At 57.2% G+C, this 20,748-nt stretch carries 22 protein-coding genes; 12 read left to right on the forward strand and 10 right to left on the reverse strand.

Features of this window, described 5'->3' with window-relative positions; all coding sequences use genetic code 11:
* Positions 1-45 precede the first annotated feature (45 nt).
* From V6M90_RS26100 to V6M90_RS26135, 8 genes are all read left to right on the forward strand, one after another.
* A complete protein-coding gene (locus V6M90_RS26100) occupies positions 46-480 on the forward strand; it encodes an RDD family protein (protein ID WP_332847353.1) in 435 nt (144 codons plus the stop codon).
* Positions 481-855: 375 nt separating this feature from the next.
* Positions 856-1,437 carry a hypothetical protein gene (locus V6M90_RS26105; protein ID WP_332847354.1) on the forward strand — a complete coding sequence of 194 codons (582 nt, stop codon included), beginning with the start codon at positions 856-858 and terminating at the stop codon, positions 1,435-1,437.
* 40 nt (positions 1,438-1,477) lie between these two features.
* Positions 1,478-2,158, forward strand: coding sequence for a CsgG/HfaB family protein (locus tag V6M90_RS26110; RefSeq protein ID WP_332847355.1), 681 nt, complete (start codon positions 1,478-1,480; stop codon positions 2,156-2,158).
* A 29-nt stretch (positions 2,159-2,187) separates the two neighbouring features.
* Positions 2,188-2,550 (forward strand): DUF4810 domain-containing protein, encoded by a 363-nt coding sequence (locus V6M90_RS26115; protein WP_003170917.1) that lies wholly within the window; start codon positions 2,188-2,190, stop codon positions 2,548-2,550.
* Positions 2,547-3,197 carry a DUF799 domain-containing protein gene (locus V6M90_RS26120; RefSeq protein WP_003170918.1) on the forward strand — a complete coding sequence of 217 codons (651 nt, stop codon included), beginning with the start codon at positions 2,547-2,549 and terminating at the stop codon, positions 3,195-3,197. The genes V6M90_RS26115 and V6M90_RS26120 overlap by 4 nt, the downstream gene beginning before the upstream one ends.
* A 131-nt stretch (positions 3,198-3,328) precedes the next feature.
* Positions 3,329-4,969, forward strand: coding sequence for a vWA domain-containing protein (locus V6M90_RS26125; protein WP_332847356.1), 1,641 nt, complete (start codon positions 3,329-3,331; stop codon positions 4,967-4,969).
* Positions 4,970-5,200: 231 nt separating this feature from the next.
* Positions 5,201-5,773 (forward strand): RNA polymerase sigma factor, encoded by a 573-nt coding sequence (locus tag V6M90_RS26130; RefSeq protein WP_332847357.1) that lies wholly within the window; start codon positions 5,201-5,203, stop codon positions 5,771-5,773.
* Positions 5,770-6,381 carry a hypothetical protein gene (locus tag V6M90_RS26135; protein ID WP_332847358.1) on the forward strand — a complete coding sequence of 204 codons (612 nt, stop codon included), beginning with the start codon at positions 5,770-5,772 and terminating at the stop codon, positions 6,379-6,381. The genes V6M90_RS26130 and V6M90_RS26135 overlap by 4 nt, the downstream gene beginning before the upstream one ends.
* Positions 6,382-6,534: 153 nt before the next feature.
* Here the strand turns inward: V6M90_RS26135 and V6M90_RS26140 are convergent, their stop codons facing one another.
* From V6M90_RS26140 to V6M90_RS26150, 3 genes are all read right to left on the reverse strand, one after another.
* On the reverse strand, positions 6,535-7,095 hold the full coding sequence (locus V6M90_RS26140; protein ID WP_332847359.1) for a hypothetical protein: 561 nt from the start codon (positions 7,093-7,095) through the stop codon (positions 6,535-6,537).
* Positions 7,092-8,207, reverse strand: a complete 1,116-nt coding sequence (locus tag V6M90_RS26145) for an AAA family ATPase (protein ID WP_141064668.1) — start codon at positions 8,205-8,207, stop codon at positions 7,092-7,094. Before V6M90_RS26145 ends, V6M90_RS26140 begins: the two co-directional genes overlap by 4 nt.
* 162 nt (positions 8,208-8,369) lie before the next feature.
* Positions 8,370-9,401 carry an SDR family oxidoreductase gene (locus V6M90_RS26150; protein WP_141064667.1) on the reverse strand — a complete coding sequence of 344 codons (1,032 nt, stop codon included), beginning with the start codon at positions 9,399-9,401 and terminating at the stop codon, positions 8,370-8,372.
* A gap of 116 nt (positions 9,402-9,517) precedes the next feature.
* Between V6M90_RS26150 and V6M90_RS26155 the strand changes: the two genes are divergently transcribed.
* On the forward strand, positions 9,518-10,384 hold the full coding sequence (locus tag V6M90_RS26155; protein WP_332847360.1) for a LysR family transcriptional regulator: 867 nt from the start codon (positions 9,518-9,520) through the stop codon (positions 10,382-10,384).
* 42 nt (positions 10,385-10,426) lie between these two features.
* Here the strand turns inward: V6M90_RS26155 and V6M90_RS26160 are convergent, their stop codons facing one another.
* Positions 10,427-11,062, reverse strand: coding sequence for a LysE family translocator (locus V6M90_RS26160; protein ID WP_003170926.1), 636 nt, complete (start codon positions 11,060-11,062; stop codon positions 10,427-10,429).
* 370 nt (positions 11,063-11,432) lie between these two features.
* Here V6M90_RS26160 and V6M90_RS26165 point away from each other — a divergent pair, with 370 nt between their 5' ends.
* Positions 11,433-12,497 carry a 2,3-butanediol dehydrogenase gene (locus V6M90_RS26165; protein WP_225908637.1) on the forward strand — a complete coding sequence of 355 codons (1,065 nt, stop codon included), beginning with the start codon at positions 11,433-11,435 and terminating at the stop codon, positions 12,495-12,497.
* A gap of 49 nt (positions 12,498-12,546) precedes the next feature.
* On the opposite strand, the gene yddG is transcribed toward V6M90_RS26165, so the two are convergent.
* From yddG to V6M90_RS26190, 5 genes are all read right to left on the reverse strand, one after another.
* Complete coding sequence (yddG, locus tag V6M90_RS26170; protein WP_332847361.1) at positions 12,547-13,452, reverse strand: aromatic amino acid exporter YddG; 906 nt, start codon at positions 13,450-13,452, stop codon at positions 12,547-12,549.
* Between the two features lie 104 nt (positions 13,453-13,556).
* A complete protein-coding gene (locus V6M90_RS26175) occupies positions 13,557-14,333 on the reverse strand; it encodes an AraC family transcriptional regulator (protein ID WP_332847362.1) in 777 nt (258 codons plus the stop codon).
* A 367-nt stretch (positions 14,334-14,700) separates the two neighbouring features.
* The gene (locus tag V6M90_RS26180) at positions 14,701-14,922 is read right to left on the reverse strand and encodes a hypothetical protein (RefSeq protein WP_332847363.1); all 222 of its coding nucleotides are present in this window, start codon (positions 14,920-14,922) and stop codon (positions 14,701-14,703) included.
* Between the two features lie 470 nt (positions 14,923-15,392).
* Entirely contained in the window at positions 15,393-15,770 is a 378-nt protein-coding gene (locus tag V6M90_RS26185) for a hypothetical protein (RefSeq protein ID WP_332847364.1), read from the reverse strand.
* A 60-nt stretch (positions 15,771-15,830) separates the two neighbouring features.
* Entirely contained in the window at positions 15,831-16,559 is a 729-nt protein-coding gene (locus tag V6M90_RS26190; RefSeq protein WP_332847365.1) for a hypothetical protein, read from the reverse strand.
* A gap of 1,162 nt (positions 16,560-17,721) precedes the next feature.
* Between V6M90_RS26190 and V6M90_RS26195 the strand changes: the two genes are divergently transcribed.
* Positions 17,722-18,741: a nucleoid-associated protein gene (locus V6M90_RS26195; RefSeq protein ID WP_332847366.1), complete on the forward strand. Its 1,020-nt coding sequence runs from the start codon at positions 17,722-17,724 to the stop codon at positions 18,739-18,741.
* Positions 18,741-20,012 carry a hypothetical protein gene (locus V6M90_RS26200; RefSeq protein WP_332847367.1) on the forward strand — a complete coding sequence of 424 codons (1,272 nt, stop codon included), beginning with the start codon at positions 18,741-18,743 and terminating at the stop codon, positions 20,010-20,012. Before V6M90_RS26195 ends, V6M90_RS26200 begins: the two co-directional genes overlap by 1 nt.
* A 507-nt stretch (positions 20,013-20,519) precedes the next feature.
* Here V6M90_RS26200 and V6M90_RS26205 read toward each other — a convergent pair.
* The coding region (locus V6M90_RS26205) for a hypothetical protein (protein ID WP_332847368.1) at positions 20,520-20,748 on the reverse strand (229 nt) is incomplete at its 5' end.

Here is a 20,748-nt window from a genome sequence, read left to right on the forward strand (position 1 = left end):
CGCCGGGCGGTACTTGGCCACCTTTTACCTCAGAGGTTTATCGCGATGAGTTCACCAGCCACCACAGCGGACACTTACAACCGGGCCAGCCGCGTCAATCGGCTCCTTGCCTTCAGCATCGATATGGCCGTGGTTGTGTTCATCTTACTGTTGAAATATGTCCTGGTTTGGCTCGGCATGCGTTTCTACGATGTCCTGGGGCCGATGCTTCTGCAGGTCGTTCACTCCGGGTTAACGCTGCTGGCTTTCGGGTACTTTTTGTTTTGCGACGCTTTGCCCAAGGGTCAAAGCCTTGGTAAACGCTTGTGTCGTATAACGGTTGTGGGTTTTCCGTATCCCACGATCTGCACGATTCCCCAGTCGTTTTTGCGCAACGCATGCAAGCTGTTGTTCAGTCCGCTGGATGGTTTTTTGGTGCTGTTCGGGCTGCGTCGTCGCCTGGGCGATATGTTGGCCAAGACGATTGTGGTCAAGGCTTGAACAGCAAGCTCCCTTGTCACAGGTACAGTGGTATACAACTCCCGGTAAACGAAAACCCATGGCGAATGGGCTGTTGTGGTGAGCGGGCTTGTCCCGCGCTGGGTTGCGAAGCAGCCCTAAAACTTGCACCTCGGTTAATCCTGATACTCGGTGGTGACCTTTCTGGGGCCGCTTCGCAACCCAGCGCGGGACAAGCCCGCTCACTACAGGGAGGAGATTCAGCCTTTACAAAGTGCAAGCCAGGTCAGTGGCTAGACGCATTCAGTAACGTGCACCACCGCACACCAACCGACGAAACACCTTGAGAACCGCTCTCAACCCCGTAAAATGCCGCGATTGTTTAAAGCACGATACTTTTCAGGGACGAATTCAGACATGCGCGCATTTGCCGTATTCCTCGCCGTCTGCCTACTGGCGGGCTGCGCCTCCAAGCCGGATTACTACATTTCTCCGGCGCCTGTGACCATTCCCAAGACCGCCACTTACTGGCTCGACACCTTTGACGTCGAAGTAGTCGGCAAAAACGAACGCTTCTTGCCCGATGACAAGGTTCGCCAGCAACTGGGCGTCGATCTGGTCGACCGCCTGCTCAAGGCCAAGCGCTACGCCACCAGCAAAGACAAAGCCGATTACCTGTTGGATGTGAACGTGGTCTACACCCGTCGCATTCAAGACTCCAAGGGCGGCTTCATCACCACCATCGTTGATGACAACACCATCCTCGCCAGTGTCGACTTCAACTACCAGGTGAAGGTCAAGAAGGCCGGTGCCGAGGTACTGCATTTTTCCCAGGTGCGCGAGGGGCTGATGCCGCGCGGATACGTGGGCGACTGGCAGAACATGAAAACCATGGCCGGGGTGCTGACCAATACGGGCAACTCCAGCGTCGAGACGTTCTACACCGGTTTATTGAGCCGTTTCATTGTCGATGACCTGCGCGATATTCCGTCCCGCTAGCGTTTTCGGCTGCACCCGATTTCCCACTTAGGAGCACCCTGTGAAAATACTCTCCAAAATCCTGCTGTCGGGCCTCACCGCCGCAGCGCTGCTGACCGTGGCCGGTTGCGCTACCGAGAGCAATCGCGCGATGCCGGTGGAGCAAGTCGCCAGCGCCAACGTCGCTTACTCCGGCGTGCGCGTGCCGATTGCCGTGGGCAAGTTCGACAACCGCTCCAGCTACATGCGCGGCATCTTCTCCGACGGCGTCGACCGCCTCGGCGGCCAGGCCAAGACCATCCTCATCACCCACCTGCAGCAGACCAACCGCTTCAGCGTGCTGGACCGCGACAACATGGGCGAAATGTCCCAGGAAGCCGCGATCAAAGGCACCGCGCAGAAGCTCAAGGGCGCGGACTACGTAGTGACCGGCGACGTGACCGAGTTCGGTCGCAAGGAAACCGGCGACCGCCAGCTGTTCGGCATTCTCGGCCGTGGCAAGACCCAGGTGGCCTACGCCAAAGTGGCGTTGAACATCGTCAACATCAGCACCTCCGAAGTGGTGTATTCCACCCAGGGCGCCGGTGAGTACGCGCTGTCCAACCGTGAAGTGGTCGGCTTCGGCGGCACCGCCAGCTACGACTCCACCCTCAATGGCAAGGTGTTGGACCTGGCCATGCGCGAAGCGATCAACCGTCTGGTCGATGGTATCAACGCCGGTGCCTGGAACCCGCGCAACTGATCAGCAACCCTTAAAGGAGCAGTACACGGATGAGCAAGGCAGTGAAGTTAGCGCTGATGCTGACAGCAATCGCGGCGGTCGCCGGGTGCCAGACGGCGCCCCCACCCCTGTATCAATGGGAAAGCTACCAGCCGCAGGTTTACGAGTACTTCAAGGGCGAGCCCAAGGAAGCGCAGGTCGAGGCGCTGGAGCGTGATCTGCAAAAGATCAACGCCAGTGGCCGCAAGGCGCCGCCGGGCTACCACGCCCACCTGGGCATGCTGTACCTGAGCATGGGCAAGGACGATCAGATGGTGCAGGAATTTCGCACCGAGAAGGCCCTGTTCCCTGAGTCCGCCGCGTACATGGACTTTCTGCTGAAAAACGCCAAGACCGGAGTGGCCACCAAATGAGCCTGTTGAAACTCACTGGCGCCCTGCTGGCCCTGGCTTTGCTCGGCGGTTGCGCGGCACCCAAGACCATTGATTACACGGCGTACAAACAGGCGCGACCGAAGTCGATCCTGGTGCTGCCGCCGATCAACGAATCGCCGGAAGTACAGGCCTCGTACAGCCTGGTCTCGCAAGTGACCTACCCGTTGGCCGAAGCCGGTTACTACGTGATGCCGATCGCCCTGGTGGACGAAACCTTCCGCCAGAACGGCCTCACCACCGCCAACGACATCCAGGGCCTGCCGCCGACCAAGCTGCATGACATCTTCGGTGCGGACGCGGCGTTGTACATCACCGTCAGCGAGTACGGCACCAAGTACATGCTGATCTCCAGCGACACCGCCGTGACCGCCTCGGCCAAACTGGTCGACCTGCGCACCGGCACCACGTTGTGGACCGGCTCGGCACGGGCGTCCAGCGAAGAGGGCAACAACAACAGCGGCGGCCTGGTGGGCATGCTGATCACCGCAGCGGTCAAGCAGGTGATCAACAGCTCCACCGATGCGGCGCACCCGATTGCCGGTATCACCAGTGCTCGGTTGCTGTCGGCGGGGCAGCGCACGGGGATCCTGTACGGCCCGCGCAACCCCAAGTACGGCACGGACTGATCCCGGTTCCGAAAACACCACAGCCCCTCCCACCATTGATCTGTGGTGTTATCTGAATTCGGGTTAACCCGAATATCCCGCACCTTGCGTCTGACCTTGTGAACGGATCATTCATTCACGAGGTTCAGTCCATGTCCCGCCCTCTGCTCTTCCTGCGTCCTGCTACCCAAGGCTTCAGCATTACCCTGTTGTTGGCGTTGGCCGGCTGCGGGGTGTCGCCCGCGCCGGATGTGGTCGCCCCGGTCGATACGGGCCCGCTCTCCGTGCTTGAGCCCTATCCCGTACCGGGCGCGCGGAGCAAACCCATGCCGATGCCCGCGCCGATGACCGCACGCCTGGCGAAGCAGGAGTCCGCAACGCTGGACTACCGCAGCGAACCCCGTGAGCAATACGCCAACCTGCCCGACAACCCGGTGCATCGCGTCGCCGAAACACCGGTCTCCACCTTCAGCGTGGATGTCGACACCGGCAGCTACGCCAACGTACGACGTTTCCTCAATCAAGGCAGCCTGCCGCCCGAAGGCGCCGTGCGATTGGAGGAAATGGTCAACTACTTCCCCTATCACTATGCCCTGCCCACCGATGGCTCGCCGTTCGGCGTGACCACCGAAGTCGCCGCCACGCCGTGGAACCCGCGCACGCAACTGCTGCGCATCGGCATCAAGGCGTCCGACCGTGCCGTGGCGGAGCTGGCGCCGGCCAACCTGGTGTTTCTGGTAGATGTGTCCGGCTCCATGGACCGCCGCGAAGGCTTGCCGCTGGTGCAAAGCACGCTGAAATTGCTGGTCGATCAACTGCGCGAGCAGGACCGCGTGTCGTTGGTGGTGTACGCCGGTGAATCACGCGTGGTGCTGCCGCCCACCTCGGGCCGCGATAAAGCCAAAATCCGCAACGCCATCGATCAACTCACCGCCGGCGGCTCCACCGCGGGCGCGTCCGGTATTCAACTGGCCTACCAGATGGCCCGCGAAGGCTTTATCGACAAGGGCATCAACCGCATCCTGCTGGCCACCGACGGCGACTTCAACGTGGGCATCAGCGACTTCGACGGCCTCAAGCAGATGGCCGCCGAGCAGCGTAAAAGCGGCGTCTCGCTGACCACCCTCGGCTTCGGTGTGGATAACTACAACGAACACCTGATGGAACAACTGGCCGACGCCGGCGACGGTAACTACGCCTATATCGACACCCTGCGTGAAGCCCGCAAAGTGCTGGTGGACCAGCTCAGTTCGACCCTGGCCGTGGTGGCGCGGGATGTAAAATTGCAGGTGGAATTCAACCCGGCCCAGGTCAGCGAATATCGCCTGCTGGGTTATGAAAACCGCGCGTTGAAGCGTGAGGATTTCAACAACGACAAAGTGGATGCCGGTGAAATCGGCGCTGGCCATACCGTCACCGCGCTGTACGAAATCGTGCCGAAAGGACAGAAGGGCTGGCTGGAGCCGCTGCGCTACGCCGTCGCGCCTGCCGCTGAAGGAAAATCCGATGAGCTGGCGATGGTGCGGGTGCGCTACAAGCCTGCGGCGGGCGGTGACAGCCGCTTGATCGAGCGGCCGGTTGGCAATGTGTCCGCCAATGCCAGCGACGATCTGCGTTTCTCGGCCGCCGTGGCCGCCTTCGCCCAACAGCTCAAGGGCGATGGCCGCTACACTGGCAGCATGAGTTTGAAAGACACCGCCGCACTGGCCCGCTCGGCGCGGGGTGATGATCCCTTTGGCCTGCGCAACGAATTCGTGCAACTGGTGGAATTGGCCCAAAGCCTGAAACACTGACCCCACATACGACAATGATCCAATGTGGGAGGGGGCTTGCCCTAATGCCAGTCAGTTAAGGCTTTGAAGGGGTAAAAAGTGACCTGTGGCGAGGGAGCTTGCTCCCGTTGGACTGCGCAGCAGTCCCATTCTGTGTAAACAAAGAGAGGGGCCGCTTCGCGGCCCAACGGGAGCAAGCTCCCTCCCACCGTTAGATCAGCTGCGGCTGACAGAAAGGAGTTCACCCATTAGATGGCCGTACCCGACAACCCACCCAGCGACGAGTCCCTGCTGGCCCGCTACCGCACCGGCGACGCCGCGGCGTTCGAAGCCTTGTACGCGCGCCATCGCCAGGGCCTGTACCGTTTCCTCGTGTCGCTGTGCAACAAGGCCGAGCTGGCCGAGGAAATCTACCAGGAGACCTGGCTCAGCCTGATCCGCAGCAGCACTCAGCCACAAGGCCGGGCGAGTTTTCGCACCTGGTTGTTCCAGATTGCCCGCAACCGCTTGATCGACCACTGGCGCAAGCACGGCATCCACAACCCGCTGCACGACAGCTACGATGAGCAACTGCACGCCCAGGCCGACGACAGCGCCGGCCCTGAGCAACAGCTGAGCCTGAGCCGCGACCAGGCGCGCCTTGACGCGGCCCTGCAAGACTTGCCCGAAGACCAGCGTGAAGTGTTCCTGCTGCGCCTGCATGGCGACCTCGAAGTTCCGCAGATTGCGGCGCTCACCCAAACCCCGCTGGAAACTGTAAAAAGCCGCTTGCGCTACGCCCAGCAGAAATTGCGTCGCCTGCTGGCCGAGGAGGTACCTGTATGACTGACTCCCGACACACCCCTGACGACGAGCTGATCGAGCATTTCCGTCAACACAGCACGGGCGAGCCGCCTGCTTCGCTCGACGCCTTCATCCTCAACGCCGCCCGCCGCGAAGCCACGGCACCGCAACCGAACCTGTGGCAACGCTGGCTGCACGCCTGCCAACGCCCGCGCTGGCAAATGGCATTCGCCACCGTGGCCGGCCTGGCACTGATGATCGGCGTGGTCATGCGCTCGCCGGTGCCGCAACCGGAAATCTCCACCGCGACGTTCTCCGCCTTGCACGAAGAAGCCGCACGGCCCGCACCTCCAGCGCTTTCCGCACCGGCGCCGGCACCCGCGCCAATGGCCCGAATCGCCACCGCGCCCCAGGCCGAACGTGCGCCGGTTCAGGCTGAAATTGCCGGCGCGCTGGCAGATCAGTCCATGGCAAAAATGAGCAAGCGCGCACCGGTTGCACTGCCTTCGTTGGAGGAGGGGCTGCGGGAAATTATCCGGTTGCGTGAGGCGGGGCAAACCAAAGCGGCGGACGAACAGTTGCTGGCGTTGCACGAGCGTTTTCCCGACGAAGATTTGCCGGCGAGGTTGGAGGCCCTTCACAAACAGTGATTCGGCTCGCGTGGCAGGTTGTGCAAATTCGGGCGCTCGTTTGTATCTCCGGGTTGCCATACCTGTCCGGTATGTGAGTTTTGGCTGCCTGGAGAGAGCGCTGGCGTCGATCAACTGACAGCGCTCCTGGAAAAGGAGATGCAGGTGGTGGGTTCACTTTCCTTGAAAGTAATCAACCAACTCGCGTGCACTGGGGCACTGCGGATGCTGCGCTGCGCGAACGATACTGAAATCGAAGTGCTTGATCATTTTTTTGGCGAACGCTGGTTTATTGCCGGGTCCTGAGACGCCTGTGACTTTGGCAATTTCTTTAAGGCGATCATAGGGTTTGTGGAGGGTCGCTTCAGGATAGGGCTCATGATACTGCTGCTTCAGCCAGTTGCTCATTGCCTGGCTGTCAGCGAGGAACCATGCCTCGAGGGCTTTTACTGCGATGAATATGGTTTTGACTTTGGCGTTGCTTATACGGTCACGAACGACATCAGCCGAGACCTCTTCCTCCAGATCGGTGAGAACGTAGATTTTGCTCACCGCCTTCATCTCTAACACCTGAATGAACGCATCAATATTGTGTGGAAGAAGGTTCCCACCTCCTTTCGCGTCAATCACAGGGGTTACCAGCTCCTGTCCGCAGTCACTCAGGAATTTAGTGAAGTTTGCGGACTCGACCACGATCCTTTCACAATCGCCTTCCACGATAAAACCAACTTTCACCACGGAAGTCCCCCATTAAGCAGATTCGTCAGCCATGCGGTGTCCAGAGGGATCTGGGTTTTATCCACGCCGGATTCCGCAGCGCATTTGACGCCTGTACGGCCTTCGATTTTATTCACAAGCCAAAGCTCCTCCGGATTCAAGTTACGCACCACGGACTCACTGTGCGTAGTAATGAAAACGGGATGCTCAACCGTCGCGTTGTCACGCATGAGCGTAACGAGTTCGCCGATGGCTTTCGGATGAATACCGCGTTCAGGTTCTTCAATAATGGTCAGACCCGCCTGAGCCGTGCGGCTCAACACGGCGGTCATGATGCACAGGGCATAAATAGTACCGTCGGAAATCAAGCGCGCAGGAAAGTGAGTTCGGGTGCCTTCTTCTTTGAATGTGATGACCGTAGCACTGTCGAGACGTTGTTTTTCAGTCGAGACATTTTCCAGTCCGGGCACAATCAGCTCAATCCACTCGAGGACTTGGGTTCTGAAATCGTCGTCCTTTTCGAGTACGGAGAGCATGGTTGCGACGTTTCGACCATGGCTGTCCAACATTGTGGCATCGGCGGTCGAGCTGTCCGGCTCTTTTGCAGCCATTGGATCAATGCGAAACACCCGTATGTTTGTAAGGAACTTATAGAGCGGTGAGTTGCTGAACAACATCAGTGCCGTCATGTCTTGAGGGTATTGCAGAAGCGGTGTGAGTGGAGAGTAGCCAGAAAGCGTCAGTCGTGTTTCGCCGTTTTGGCGCCGGTCAATGCACAGCTCTCCATTGACCTTCAGGCTTTCAATGACCTGAGGGGTTTTGTCGATATCAATAAGCTTGAGCGCGTATTCAAATTGTTCACTATCGATCTCTATTTTTATTTCAAAGGACAGTGAAGTTCTTTTTTCTTTGCGGTATTTGAAACAGTGGATTTGTTGGAAACCACCGAAATCGCGAATGGCGGTAGCCGCTCCGCGCTTTACAACGGCACCGAAGAACGCCAGGGCATCGGTAATATTACTTTTCCCGGCGCCGTTGGAGCCAGCCAGGGCGGTAAAGGGTGTCAGCCCCTCAAGCGTCAGACTTGTGAGGCTTTTGAATCCTTTAATGGTGATTGATTCGATGTTCATGGCAATTCCTTCGACCTTTACCGGCGGTCGTCGCACGACGTGCAGTCACGTCGCTTGCTTATTGAGCTTCAAAAATACGGGCTCACGCATGATATAGGCGTTCAGCGGCAGACGTATATTCTGCCCACAAAAAAGCCCCAGGCCTGTCGACCTGGGGCTTTTTTACACCCCGCCGTATTGCTGGTGCCAAGCCACCGTGTCGGTGACGGTCTGTTCCAGCGCGCGAAAGCTCAGGCCAAGCTCCTTTTCACTCTTGCGGTGGTTGAACGAGGTACGGTGCTCCTCGCGTATCAACAGCCGCAGGGTCGCCATGCTCAGCAAAATGGGTTTACCGGTGAGGTAGGCGTAGGTCTCTTGCACGGCGGCCAACAGGTAGAGCACGGGCAGTGGCAGTTGTCGGGACGGTGTTTTCACATCGGCGATACGTCCCAGCAGCGGGACTAACTGGCGCATGGTCAAGTTGCGGCCGGCCGCGAGATAACGTTCGCCGCGTCGCCCGTACTGGGCGGCGGCAATGTGGGCCCAGGCCACATCGCGGGCGTCGACCAGCGAAAAGGTGCCGGGGATCAGCCCCGGCAGCTTGCCGTTGATCACGTCCTTGACCAATTGCCCCGAGGACGTCGGCCCACGGTCGCCCGGCCCCCACATCCAGCCGGGCAGTACCATGCACGCATCCATCCGGGGATGGGTTTGCAGAAACCTCATCACTTCACGCTCAGCGAGGATTTTGCTGCGGTAGTAGTCATCCGCATCGGCTTCGGCGCGCAGGCACGTTTCATCGATAGGCGTACCGGGTGCGCCGTCGAGCACGGCAATCGAAGAGGTGTGCACAAACCGTCTGACCCCTGCGTCGTAGGCGTGCTGGAGCAGCGCTCGTGTGCCGGTCACGTTGATCTTTTCGAGCGCGTCCCAGTGGCTGCCGCCCTTGTAGTTGTCGCGAAAGAACGCCGCGCAGTGAAACACCGTGTCGCAGCCCTGCAGCGCCGACGCAAAGGCGCCGACATCGGCCATGTCGCCCACTACCCATTCCACGCCCGGCAGGTCGCTGAACTGCTGTTCAGCCTTGGTTTGCGAGCGCACCAGGGCCTTGACCGCGTAGCCGCGTGCAACCAACTCGCGGACCAGGTTGTTGCCCAGCAAGCCGGTGGCGCCGGTCACGAAGGTACTGCGCAGACGGTGGGGATTTGTGTTCATACAGGCCATACCAAGTATTCAGAAGGCCGCTAGATATACCGCTGAGACCACGCGTGAAAAACGGCGACTGTTGCATAATGGCTTTGCATATTTGCAGACCAGGGATGAGCACGGGTATGGCGTCGCAAGCAAATTGGGATGATCTTCGTCTGCTGTTGGCCGTGTCGCGGCGTGGCAGTTTTCTGCAAGCGGGTCAGTTGCTGGGGGTGGCGGCGTCCACCGTTTCCCGGCGCTTGACCCAATTGGAAGCCGCCCTGGGGGAGCCGCTGGTGGAGCGCGGGGTCGAGGGCTGCTGGCTGACCTCGCGCGGGCAATCGTTGGTGGACGTCGCGCTGGCGGCCGAGGCCGGCCTGCGCCGCCAGTCGATGGTGGAAGGGGACGGGACGCAGGCCGCGCTGAGCGGCACGGTACGGGTCAGTGCCGGCGAAGGCTTTTCGGCCTCGATACTGGAAGCGGCCAATCGTTTTACCGCCCTGCATCCTGGCTGCGCCGTGGAATTACTGGTCACCACCGACTTTCACAAGATCGTGCGCGGCGTGGCCGACATCGCCGTGCGCACCGCGCATCTGGGCGAACCTTCGCTGATCTATCGAGCGCTGGGCACACTCGACTACGGCGTGTTCGCGCAGGCTGCTTACCTGCAGCGATGCCCAGCGCTCACCCCCGCCACGGCGGCCGGTATCGCCTTGCTGCCGCCGCTGGACCTGTTGCCGCCCATGCGCGCGGCGAAGGCGGCGGGGCTGGACCATGCCGCGATCCGCGTGAGTTCGTTCAACGTGCAGCTTGAATCAGTGAGGCGCGGCATGGGCGTCGCGGTGCTGCCGCGTCTCCTGGCAGAGGGCCTGAGCGAAATTTTCCCGGAGATTGAACTGCCGTCGCTGGACGTCTACCTCGTCACCCGGCCCCAGGCGTTGAAACAGGCGCACATCCACGGGTTTTTCATCCTGCTGGAGCAGGTGCTGCGCGAGGCCCTGGCAGCATAGAAATCGACATAAAGCTCAAACTCCTCACTACAACAGCCCGTCTCAACGCCGCGCATCGATGGCCATGCGCACCGCCAGGCCGGCCAGCACCGTGCCCATCAGCCAGCGCTGGACCAACTGCCATACCGGCTTGCCCGCCAGGAACGCCGCGATGGAACCCGCCATGATCGCGATCACCGCGTTGACGCTCACGCTGATCATGATCTGGGTACAACCCAGCACGATGGACTGCATCAGCACACTGCCGTGGCCGGTGGGGGTGATGAACTGGGGCAGCAACGACAGGTACATCACCGCCACTTTCGGGTTCAACAGGTTGGTCACAAAGCCCATCGTGAACAACTTCCGTGGCCCGTCGCGCGGCAGCTCACGCACATGAAACGCCGAGCGCCCACCCGGCTTGAGCGCTTGCCAGGCCAGGTACAACAGGTAGAGCGCGCCGCCGAGCCTGAGCGCGTCATACGCATACGGCACCGCCATCAGCAGCGCGGTGATACCCAGCGCCGCACACAGCATGTAAACGACAAAACCCAACGCCACACCGCCCAGCGAAATCAGCCCGGCCAGCGGCCCCTGGCAGATCGATCGCGAGATCAGGTAGATCATGTTCGGGCCGGGCGTGAGCACCATCCCGAGCGAAATCAGCCCATACGCCAGCAGGTTCGACAGTTCGGGCATGGGTTAACTCCTGTAGGTACTTCGTTGCGCGGGTTGGATGCGCCTGATGGTAGGGCGGTCGGAGGGCGCGCGTTAGATACAGATGGAAGGACAAAACGTCATACAGGCGCGGTGGGCTGATTTAGACCGCGAGACGCAACGTCTCAGCGTCTCGTCGCGGCCTCGTGCGCGCTGACATGGCGCGTCTCATTGGACGGCGATAACGGCCATCCCCGGATACCCATCGGAGTGCTCTAAAAAACGCCTGTCCAGGGTTTTTTGCGGACCTGGCACCGGCCTTGCTCTGGCTCTGGCAACCCGCCCGATGCGCCGGTACCCACCGTTTCAAGGAGACTTCGCGATGAGCCTTTCGAACACCCCGCAACGCAGCATGCGTGCCGCTGTCTGGCACGGCCGTCACGATATCCGCGTCGAAGACGTTCCCCTGCCCGTTTCGCCGCCTGCCGGGTGGGTGCAGATCCGCGTGCAATGGTGCGGCATCTGCGGCTCCGACTTGCATGAATACGTGGCCGGCCCGGTGTTCATCCCGGTCGACGCCCCGCACCCGCTGACCGGCATCAAGGGCCAGTGCATTCTCGGTCATGAGTTCTGTGGCGAGATCGTCGAACTTGGTGCCGGCGTGCAAGGCTTCAGCGTCGGCGAACCGGTGGCGGCCGATGCCTGCCAGCATTGCGGCACCTGCTACTACTGCACCCACGGGCTGTACAACATCTGCGAGAACCTGGCCTTCACCGGCCTGATGAACAATGGCGCCTTCGCCGAGCTCGTCAACGTGCCGGCCAACCTGCTGTACAAATTGCCGGCGAACTTCCCGGCCGAAGCCGGGGCACTCATCGAGCCGTTGGCGGTGGGCATGCACGCGGTGAAAAAAGCCGGCAGCCTGCTCGGGCAAAACGTCGTGGTGGTCGGCGCCGGCACCATTGGCCTGTGCACCATCATGTGCGCCAAGGCGGCGGGCGCGGCGCAGGTGATCGCCCTGGAAATGTCCGGCGCGCGCAAAACCAAGGCCCATGAAGTGGGCGCGACCCACGTGCTCGATCCCAACCAATGCGACGCCCTGGCCGAAGTCCGCCGCCTTACGGGCGGGCTCGGTGCCGATGTCAGTTTTGAATGCATCGGCAACAAGCACACGGCCAAACTCGCCATCGACCTGATCCGCAAGGCCGGCAAATGCGTGCTGGTGGGGATCTTCGAAGAGCCCAGCGAATTCAACTTTTTCGAACTGGTGGCGACGGAAAAACAGGTGCTGGGGGCGCTGGCCTATAACGGCGAGTTCGCCGACGTGATCGCGTTTATTGCCGATGGCCGGCTGGATATCACGCCGCTGGTGACGGGGCGTATTCAGTTGGAGCAGATCGTCGGCCAGGGCTTCGAGGAACTGGTCAAAAACAAGGAACACAATGTGAAGATCATTGTGTCGCCGGCTCGGGTCTGAGGGGCGCAAGTGAGGCAGGATCCATTGTCTGCCTCCTTGCCCGTCGAAATCACCCTGAGGTCGCGCGTGAGCGTGAAGTGGCGATAACCGCACCGCTAATGATCAACACCGCGGGAATCATCAGGATCGGCCTGGCATCGCTTTGCCCCATGGCAATCAGCAGCAGCGTGGAGAACAGCGGCGCCAGGTAAGACAGCGCGCCAAGCATCGACAGGTTGCCGTGCTTGGTCGCGTGGTCCCAAGCGAAAAAAGCCAGGCCGACCGGGCCCAGCCCCAGGCCGATGATTGCTCCCCACTGGCCTGGGTCAGGCCGCACCGTGGTTTCGAAAGCCAGGTGGCAGAGCCCTCCGGCTACCGCCACCAGCCCGCAAATCCCCCCGATGATGCTGCTTGGAACATGGCTGAAGCGCCGATTGAACACCGAATAGATCGCCCAGACCCAGGCGCAGGCAAAGGCAGCGGCGTAACCCATCACCGGCATCGACGCACTGTCATTCCGAGCCCGCAACTGCATGATGAAGGCCGTCCCCGCTAAGCCGAGCAAAGCGCCCAGCAACTGGCGCTTGCGCAACGATTCGCCGGTGGCAAAGCTCGACAGCAGCACGATCAGCAGCGGCCACAAAAAAGCAATCAGGCTGGCTTCAGCCGCAGGTGCGGCTTTCAGGGCAAAGAAATACAACGCGTGATAGACGAAGATACCGGCAAAGCCCGTTGCCCACACCGGCCAGGGCTGGCGCCAACTGCTGAACCCGGCAGCGCCACGCAGCCCCAGCATGCACACGCTGGCCACGAACGCGACCGCGAAGCTCGACGCCAACAACTGAAAGGCCGGAATCCCGGCCGTCAAGGTGGTCAGAAGCGCCAGGGACGCCCACAAAAACACGGCAATCACCCCAATCAGCGTCGCACCGGCGGTGCCCTTGGCAAGAGTGATGGATGGGTTGGAAGTGCTCATGCAAACCCCGTCTGCGGATAAACCTCAAGCGGGAACAATAGAAAGCTCAGGCGAGCGAGTATTGATCAGACCCGCCAAAAAATTGTTCAGGGCTGCTATTTTTTTCAGTGGTGTCGCGCTTGTTTACGCACAGCGGCCGGCGTCAGGTCGCGTGCTTTCTTCAGGGCATGGGTTAACGCACTCTGGTCGGCGTACCCGGCGCGATGCGCAATATCAATGATCGACAAAGACGTCTGGCGCAGCAGGTCAACGGCCAGATTCAAGCGCAAATTCGCGATATGCGCGAACGGGGTTGTATGCAGATGCTGCCCAAACAACACATATAATCGCCGTTCGCTGGTGCCCGCATAGCGCGCAATATCACGCACTGTCAGAGCGTTGCCCAGGTGCTGCTCAATATAGGCCAACGCCTTCGCGAGGATAAGCTGCCCAAGGTCATTCGGCGCCACGTCGGGCTGTAGCAAAGAGTCCAACAGCAACCGACTCCATGACTCGGCCATCGCTAGTGAACCGATCAACCGTGCCCCGTTGCTGCTGGCGTAATCGAGCAAATGCCGTATATCCGGCCTGACCGCAAAAAAGCGCTTGTCATTGAGCAGGTCAAATTCCGCGGCAGTGCTTTTATGCGCTTCGCCACGGCCGGTGGGCACATCCACCACCAGGAAACTGTTATGGGTGTCGGCCAGAAAGGTATGCCGGGAGCCCGCCGAAATCACCACGCCCTGGCCCGCATCAACCTTGCCACCTCGCCCGTCGACTTCAATCTCCATCGACCCGGATTGGGAGAGCACTATTTGATGGAAGTCATGCTGGTGAAGCTCGACCTGACCGGAGTAGGAGCGTAGCCAGAGAGCGAAGGGTTGGGGGGTGGGGGTGCTCATCCGTGGGGGCTCCGGAGGGTGAGGGGGTATCGTACGTTAGTGGTTTGTTTGGATGCCAGGCTATCGTTGGGTGGGATTTGTGGAGGGGAGGTAGTGGGGAGCTGCAGAAACAAGAAAGCCCGCACAGGGCGGGCTTCTTGGGGTGTTTCGTGGACTGTCTGAGACAGCGCGAGACTGCTATATGGTGCCCCGGCGTCGTTTGAACTGAGTAGTAATAGGCCTGTATTCATTGGGTGTGTTTTGTGGCGTTTCGGTTAGGCATACACGTGGGCATACACGGCGCTTCCTTCTGGCTACTTTTCGAGGTATCCCCGTAGGGTGAAGCAACACCAAATGGTTGCTAATGTGTTGTCATCCAGCCGAGTATTTACTTCTTCGTTCGACCTTCAGCTGCCAGTGAGGCGAGCGCAAGGGTGATGAATCCTGCATTTACATCCAGGGTGTCCAGTGCCCCTCGAATGTTCTGTGCCACTTCTGTAGATCCTCTGTGCTCAATCCAGTTTGACAGCTCCTCGATAGCTGCCCCCAGGGCCAGTTGGTTTTCATTCATGCGCTTCAGTAATGACGCAAGCAAAGGGGTGTCTTCCATGATGTTCTCCCGCCGTGTTGTCAGGTAGTCAATCTACCTCGAGCCAGTGGCATTGCATATCAGCTGTCCTCACCATCTGCGTGATGAAAAATCACGCCGACCATCGCGCTTCACTAGATGCCATCAGTGTGGTGTAGGGCCAATTTGGATAGCTAGCATGAGAGCACGCACCCGGCCCCTCAAAAACTGGTGTAACCGGTGTTACGAGTGTAACGCCCTTCACCAAGCGCCCGGTTTCATTGGCTTTCACGCCTGTTACACAGTTGAGCGGCATCGAGTACATCGGATGTAACGCTGCCCGTGCGTGTAACGCTAAAGTCAGCATCCAGGCGTTGCGGCAGGCGCTGTGCGCTCGAGCCTACCAAGCGAGTTTCGCTAGCTCCGCCTCTTGATGAGAGGAAATCATGCAAGCAGTGGGACACACAACCACACTGAACCTGGCCATTGCGCCGGCTTTTTGCTTTTAAGGGCTAAGGCGTTACTAGCTTCTGGGCCTGTTTCTTGTCCTCAAGCTGAAACATGATGATTACGGCTAGCGAGGCTACGGTAAAGACTCCCAGGCTCATAAAATTCATCAGGAGTAGAAAAACATCGAGTCGAGTCATCGGCTCGCTGCTGATGACGAACTCCAACATTTTCCAGATGCCAGTCGCGACAAGCAAAAAGCAGGAGAAATATACCCAGCCTCTGTAGACCTTGCGCCGTATCCAAGCCCAGACGCTTCGGAATTTTTCTTTTGCTTCATCAGATGCCTGTACCCATGCCAAAACGAAACCGGGCACACCAATGACGGTAATCAACAAACTTATAGCGCCGATGACAACGCTGAGTAGGTCAAGTGGGCTCATGTGAACTCTCCAAAAAGTCAGCGATTGAATGTGATCAACGTTCGATTAATGCGCGAGCGCTTACCGGAAGGTGCCAAAATTCTTCATCTTTATTAGATGCTCTAAACCTTCAACAACGGTTTGCGGTGCGTAGTCAGGGCCTCGTGTGGTTACATTTAGTAGAGACGGCGAGCTGATAGTCGACGGGTTCCATTCGGCGCTTCTTGAGCCACTGTAGCTATTGAGAAGTAGAAACGTGAATTCAAGGATTGCATCTTTGAATTTGGTATTCATTTTCTCCGCGATTGGATTGATCACGTTTAATACGGCTTGTCCAAAGTCTATTGCATCTTGCCTTTTAGGAATAAGGCCCTTGTGTATTACGTCGTTCCTAAACTTTGTATTGCTTTGGCTCAGCAGCAAAGGCTCTTCGTTGAAGGTTTGTGTATAAAAAAGAATGAAGGCGCCAAGCTGTCTTTCAGACTGTTGAGCCACACTTTTCCAAGATTTGTCGACTGCGCTTGAATCGATCTTTTCGTGCAGCAACTTTACTTTTATGAAGAATTCATAAAATCTTTCTAAACTCGAAGCGAATGACGCGACTGCCTCCCTGTAGTATCCGTCAGTGATGGCGTGCATTCCGATGTTGAACAAAACCTCCAGCTTTTGCTGCTGTAATATAGTAGAAGACTTATGTCCATTAGGGCATTCGAACTCATATAGATGGCTGTCCTGGTATTCAACCCAAAGTGGGTATTGGGGGGTGTTAAGTTCATTAAAGCATTGAAAACAGGTCATGGGCAGTTTCATAATATTCTCTGCTGATATTTTGTAAGCATTGTGCCATCACTCTGAGCTTGGTTGAAAGTCAGGGTTATGGCGCGCTCCGGGGACCCTGGCGACATTCGAGGCGCACGGGGCATGAAACCCGCGGGATCGAGTTAGTGGGAGGTGCCGGAAGTTACTGAAATTTCAATCGTTGAAATTGAAAGGATCTTGAAGAAAAAGGGCCATCGTTACAGCTTCGGTAAAGGTGGCTGTATCTGTTGCTGATAGTGAACACCTGCATGGCGTCAACCATGGTGATGGGTGTCAACCACGTCAACCTGTCAACCTACTTTAAAATCCATCCGCTAACACGAACACGCGGGTTCTATGCCCCGTGTCTATCCGAAATGCCCAGGGTCCCCAGCGGCTTTCCGATTCATAGGGCAAATGCACTGGTGAACAGCAGTTCACCCGGTTCACCTGTTCACTAAGCTGGGCACCTTTCCGCTGACACGATCACGCGGGTTTCCTACCCCGTAACTGAAGTAATCTTCCAGGGGCCCCGACAAGTTTTTAAAGTACTGACACGACCGCATTTTCTCGCTGGAGGAAAGATCCTTGAGGGGCTAGGGGGCTTGCCTCATCACCAAACCATGTTACTGGTGTTGCGCGTGTTACGAATTACAATAAGTATATGTATTTAAAGGATTTATTCGGCGTTACACGATTTTGCTTCGATAGCGAATATAAGTGTTATATAGCCAATAGGTGTTACATCGATATGTTCTGTAACGAACGGCTCATGCTGGTAAGGTGACTGTTATCGGGTCAAAGCTCTTTGCCGTGAATAGGCTCTACCGGCCATACCGGGCGGTACGATATTTAAGTCATTACCCTAGCTCTGCACTGCGTTCTGTCTTGGAGGGCTTGGTCATGTGACCGTCCCGTAACGTGTAACCGATTTACCGGCTAGTGACATTGTCGCAGCTTGCGACGTAGGGGCATAAAGCTACATGCGCGACGCCGGACACTTGCGAACAGCGTAAAAACCGAATACTGTTTATGCATACAGCTTTTGTTTCGGTGTTAGGGTTGCAGGATGCGTTGATCATGGAATCGTAGTATGAGGAAGTGTGGCTTCATGCCAGCATGAGCTAGAATCCCCGCAACTCGGGGATGCCCGCTGCTTCCGATAGGGATCATCATGGAATTTCAGCTACAAGGGTTTGTGTTTCACAAGGTCGTGACCAACCAGCGTGACAAGAGCGTTGTATTGGTTCCACGTGAGCGACAGATTGAGCTTCCGGAACCCAAGGCCGACACCCTTGTGAGCACGATCCTGACGAGTTATCAGGGTGAGGGCAACATGGCATACGCCCGTATCCTGGCCGACAGTTGGTTCGATATGAAAACCAAGCGCTACTTCGCGAAGGAGCTTGGATTTTATCAGTTCTCGAGGGACACCCTCGCTCAACTCAAAATCGAGCTCGAGAAGGCGCCGCTTGCCACTGGTGGGTTCTTGACCATCATCGATTATCTGATGGATGGGGAGCCTAATCTCATGATCGTTCTCATCAAGAATGCCAAGGGCATTGGTATCGATGAGAACCTCAATCTCGAAGAAATCGACACCCTTGATATCGATAAACTGCACTTCGCGGCGAATATTGACATCCGCCGTTGGCAGGAGGCTGACAAGGACCTTGAGGCACCCCATGTTTCGTTTTTAAAGGGCAAGAATCGAAAAGATACCGTTGTGGGCTATTTTAAGTCTCTGCTGGGGATCGATGAGGAAGCCTATTTAGACCCATCGAAACACACACAGCAACTCGTGACATTGATAAAAAACTATTGTGAGGCGTTCAAGACCGAGGACGAGGCCTTGAACAGCCGTCGCGCCATCCAGGAGTGGGCCGATGGCAAAATCGCCAAGGGCGAAAGCATTACCCTGCGTGAGGTAGCCAATCAACTGGAACCAGGCGATCCCGATAACTTCATCGATTTTGTAACCCAAAGCAAAATAGAGATTCCTGCGGAGTTCGAGCCTGTAGCGAAACACCTGAAGTCACTGCTCAAGTACAGGGTCTCGGGGCCAAACAAGGAATATACGCTCTCGTTCGAGCAGGCGGCCCTAGAGAATAAGACCATTTATCTGAATGCCGAGGGGCACCTAGTCATTACCAAAGTGCCTGACAGCATCAAACCTAACATTCCGAAAGCCTGATGATGTCGTCCCAGACACCCATCGATGAAATAGAGGACGTCTTGCGGTTAAACCGTATGTGTCCCTTGCAATGGTCTGATCATCGGCTCACTGCTACATTGCGCCTGCAAGCACCTCAACGCGCGATACTGAATAGATTGAATGAGAGTGACACAATTGAGATCGAGGTGCGCCAGGATGGACGGCTGATCACGCTCGGCGCCGCTGGAGAGCAGAGCGTCGAAATCGCCATCTCCCCACCTCGCGGGTCGCAGTACTGCCTAGCCAAAGATGAGGAAGACCTGCTTGCCGTGTTCAATCTCCACTGTCTGCCTGAACATTTCGCACTGCTCGACTCGGGATACAAAACCTGGAGCGTCCAGCCGACGGACACGCGTTCCCCCGTGATCCTGGCATCCCGTTTCATCAAGCAGCTTGAGAGTAATGCCATATTAGAAGTAACAGGCAGTCGCTTCACGCTAATGACGTACGACCAGAAGATATATTTGACCTACGGCGTCAGCGCGGCAACCGTGCTGCGTACCGCTGATATCGTCGCCAATGGCCTGCAGAAGCTGGAAGAAATGCTGTCCGACACGTTGCACGGCACCGAAAAGAGGCGGCTCATTCGTAATGCGTTGATCTCCAGCTTGAAGTCCTGCGAAGAGTCCAACCGGTTGGCGCATCTGTTGAGTCATTGCGATGAAATGCTAGAAAATGCACAGAACAACTATGAGTTATTCATCTCCAATTTTTCTTTTAATAACGATCTCGACAAGCTCAATGAGCAGAAACGAGAATTCAGCGTCAAGCTAAACGGACTCCTGATTGGTATCCAGGGAAAGCTGTTGGCGATACCGGTGTCCACAATTCTAGCCACAACCCAGCTAAAAGACGCGACAGACGACACTCATCTCACTATCAACTGCACCATCATGGCGTCGTCATTGTTTTTCCTCACGATCATCGTTTGGCTCATCAAAAGCCAGATGATTGCCATCAAGGCGATCAGGTATGAAATCGCGCAGAAGGAAAAGCGTTTCCGCCAGGAGTTGCCGAAGCTTTTCGCTGAAGTGGCCACGATCTTCAACAGTTTGAAATCCGACTGCAATCTCAATCTGAAAATGGCTTGGTCGCTCACAGTGCTTTCTTTTGTGCTGACGGCAATCACTGGCTACGTGTTTGTGGTCAAAACTCCGGAAGTTATGCTGTTGCTCGAATGGGTATTGGAGTTGCTAACTAGTCTCGCAGCGGGAGGCACCAAGCTACTGTGCAGCTTTTTGATGCGGTAGGCTGCGTGATGATATTGTGGTGATTACCATAAAAGACGCCGCCGACCCTGCTTCTTCGTTATGCTTTTACCTGTCACCGAATACGTCTTTGCGTCTACCTAGCGCGCTAAGACTGTCACATTCCGCCCGCCCACTTGCTGAGGGTTGAGGGCCTGCTTTCCCTTTGCGTGATCGCATTCAATTGCCGGCATGCTTGCATTCAACCTCACCAGTTTTGCGCGGGTTGATCAACATATTTGTGATCACGGTCAGTCGAACCTCCCTCAGCCCGGCATCAATTCTTGTACGAAATCGAGCCTGATATCCTCGCAACTCTCTTGCTGCGAAATTCTGCTTATCCCTAAGCGCTAGCTTTTAACCCGAATCCTTCTAATTCGTGCGATTACTGGGTTCTCCAGCCGTAGCCCGAGCGCAGCATGCGCCAACGTATCGGGCGTAATCGACCCGCTTGTGAGCATGAGTGCTGCAACGAGGGTTTAGTGGGAAAAGCGTTGACAACATTGTAATTTATGCATAAAATAAATCCTTAGGATTTATTTTATGCATAGAAAGTAGTCTGTTCGAATTTGCCCAGTCTTGCGGGTCTCTGCTTGACTTATTTACTTTTAAGGTATATACGTCCTTAGGACGTATATACCTTAAAAGCGAAAGTCTAAAAACGGTTCTCTCCGGTTCTCTCCGGTTCTCTCCGGTTCTCTCCGGTTCTCTCCGGTTCTCTCCGGTTCTCTCCGGTTCT

Origin of the sequence: Pseudomonas lactucae (assembly GCF_036688725.1) — a bacterium.
GTDB lineage: Bacteria > Pseudomonadota > Gammaproteobacteria > Pseudomonadales > Pseudomonadaceae > Aquipseudomonas > Aquipseudomonas lactucae.

Coding starts and splice junctions, on each gene's coding strand:
- V6M90_RS26185 (WP_332847364.1), bottom strand. CDS start 15,770: ATGAGCCCACTTGACCTACTCAGCGTTGTCATCGGCGCTATAAGTTTG.
- V6M90_RS26145 (WP_141064668.1), bottom strand. CDS start 8,207: ATGAACATCGAATCAATCACCATTAAAGGATTCAAAAGCCTCACAAGT.
- V6M90_RS26105 (WP_332847354.1), top strand. CDS start 856: ATGCGCGCATTTGCCGTATTCCTCGCCGTCTGCCTACTGGCGGGCTGC.
- V6M90_RS26195 (WP_332847366.1), top strand. CDS start 17,722: ATGGAATTTCAGCTACAAGGGTTTGTGTTTCACAAGGTCGTGACCAAC.
- V6M90_RS26165 (WP_225908637.1), top strand. CDS start 11,433: ATGCGTGCCGCTGTCTGGCACGGCCGTCACGATATCCGCGTCGAAGAC.
- V6M90_RS26160 (WP_003170926.1), bottom strand. CDS start 11,062: ATGCCCGAACTGTCGAACCTGCTGGCGTATGGGCTGATTTCGCTCGGG.
- V6M90_RS26130 (WP_332847357.1), top strand. CDS start 5,201: ATGGCCGTACCCGACAACCCACCCAGCGACGAGTCCCTGCTGGCCCGC.
- V6M90_RS26115 (WP_003170917.1), top strand. CDS start 2,188: ATGAGCAAGGCAGTGAAGTTAGCGCTGATGCTGACAGCAATCGCGGCG.
- V6M90_RS26190 (WP_332847365.1), bottom strand. CDS start 16,559: ATGAAACTGCCCATGACCTGTTTTCAATGCTTTAATGAACTTAACACC.
- V6M90_RS26125 (WP_332847356.1), top strand. CDS start 3,329: ATGTCCCGCCCTCTGCTCTTCCTGCGTCCTGCTACCCAAGGCTTCAGC.
- yddG (WP_332847361.1), bottom strand. CDS start 13,452: ATGAGCACTTCCAACCCATCCATCACTCTTGCCAAGGGCACCGCCGGT.
- V6M90_RS26200 (WP_332847367.1), top strand. CDS start 18,741: ATGATGTCGTCCCAGACACCCATCGATGAAATAGAGGACGTCTTGCGG.
- V6M90_RS26120 (WP_003170918.1), top strand. CDS start 2,547: ATGAGCCTGTTGAAACTCACTGGCGCCCTGCTGGCCCTGGCTTTGCTC.
- V6M90_RS26175 (WP_332847362.1), bottom strand. CDS start 14,333: ATGAGCACCCCCACCCCCCAACCCTTCGCTCTCTGGCTACGCTCCTAC.
- V6M90_RS26100 (WP_332847353.1), top strand. CDS start 46: ATGAGTTCACCAGCCACCACAGCGGACACTTACAACCGGGCCAGCCGC.
- V6M90_RS26135 (WP_332847358.1), top strand. CDS start 5,770: ATGACTGACTCCCGACACACCCCTGACGACGAGCTGATCGAGCATTTC.
- V6M90_RS26155 (WP_332847360.1), top strand. CDS start 9,518: ATGGCGTCGCAAGCAAATTGGGATGATCTTCGTCTGCTGTTGGCCGTG.
- V6M90_RS26180 (WP_332847363.1), bottom strand. CDS start 14,922: ATGGAAGACACCCCTTTGCTTGCGTCATTACTGAAGCGCATGAATGAA.
- V6M90_RS26150 (WP_141064667.1), bottom strand. CDS start 9,401: ATGAACACAAATCCCCACCGTCTGCGCAGTACCTTCGTGACCGGCGCC.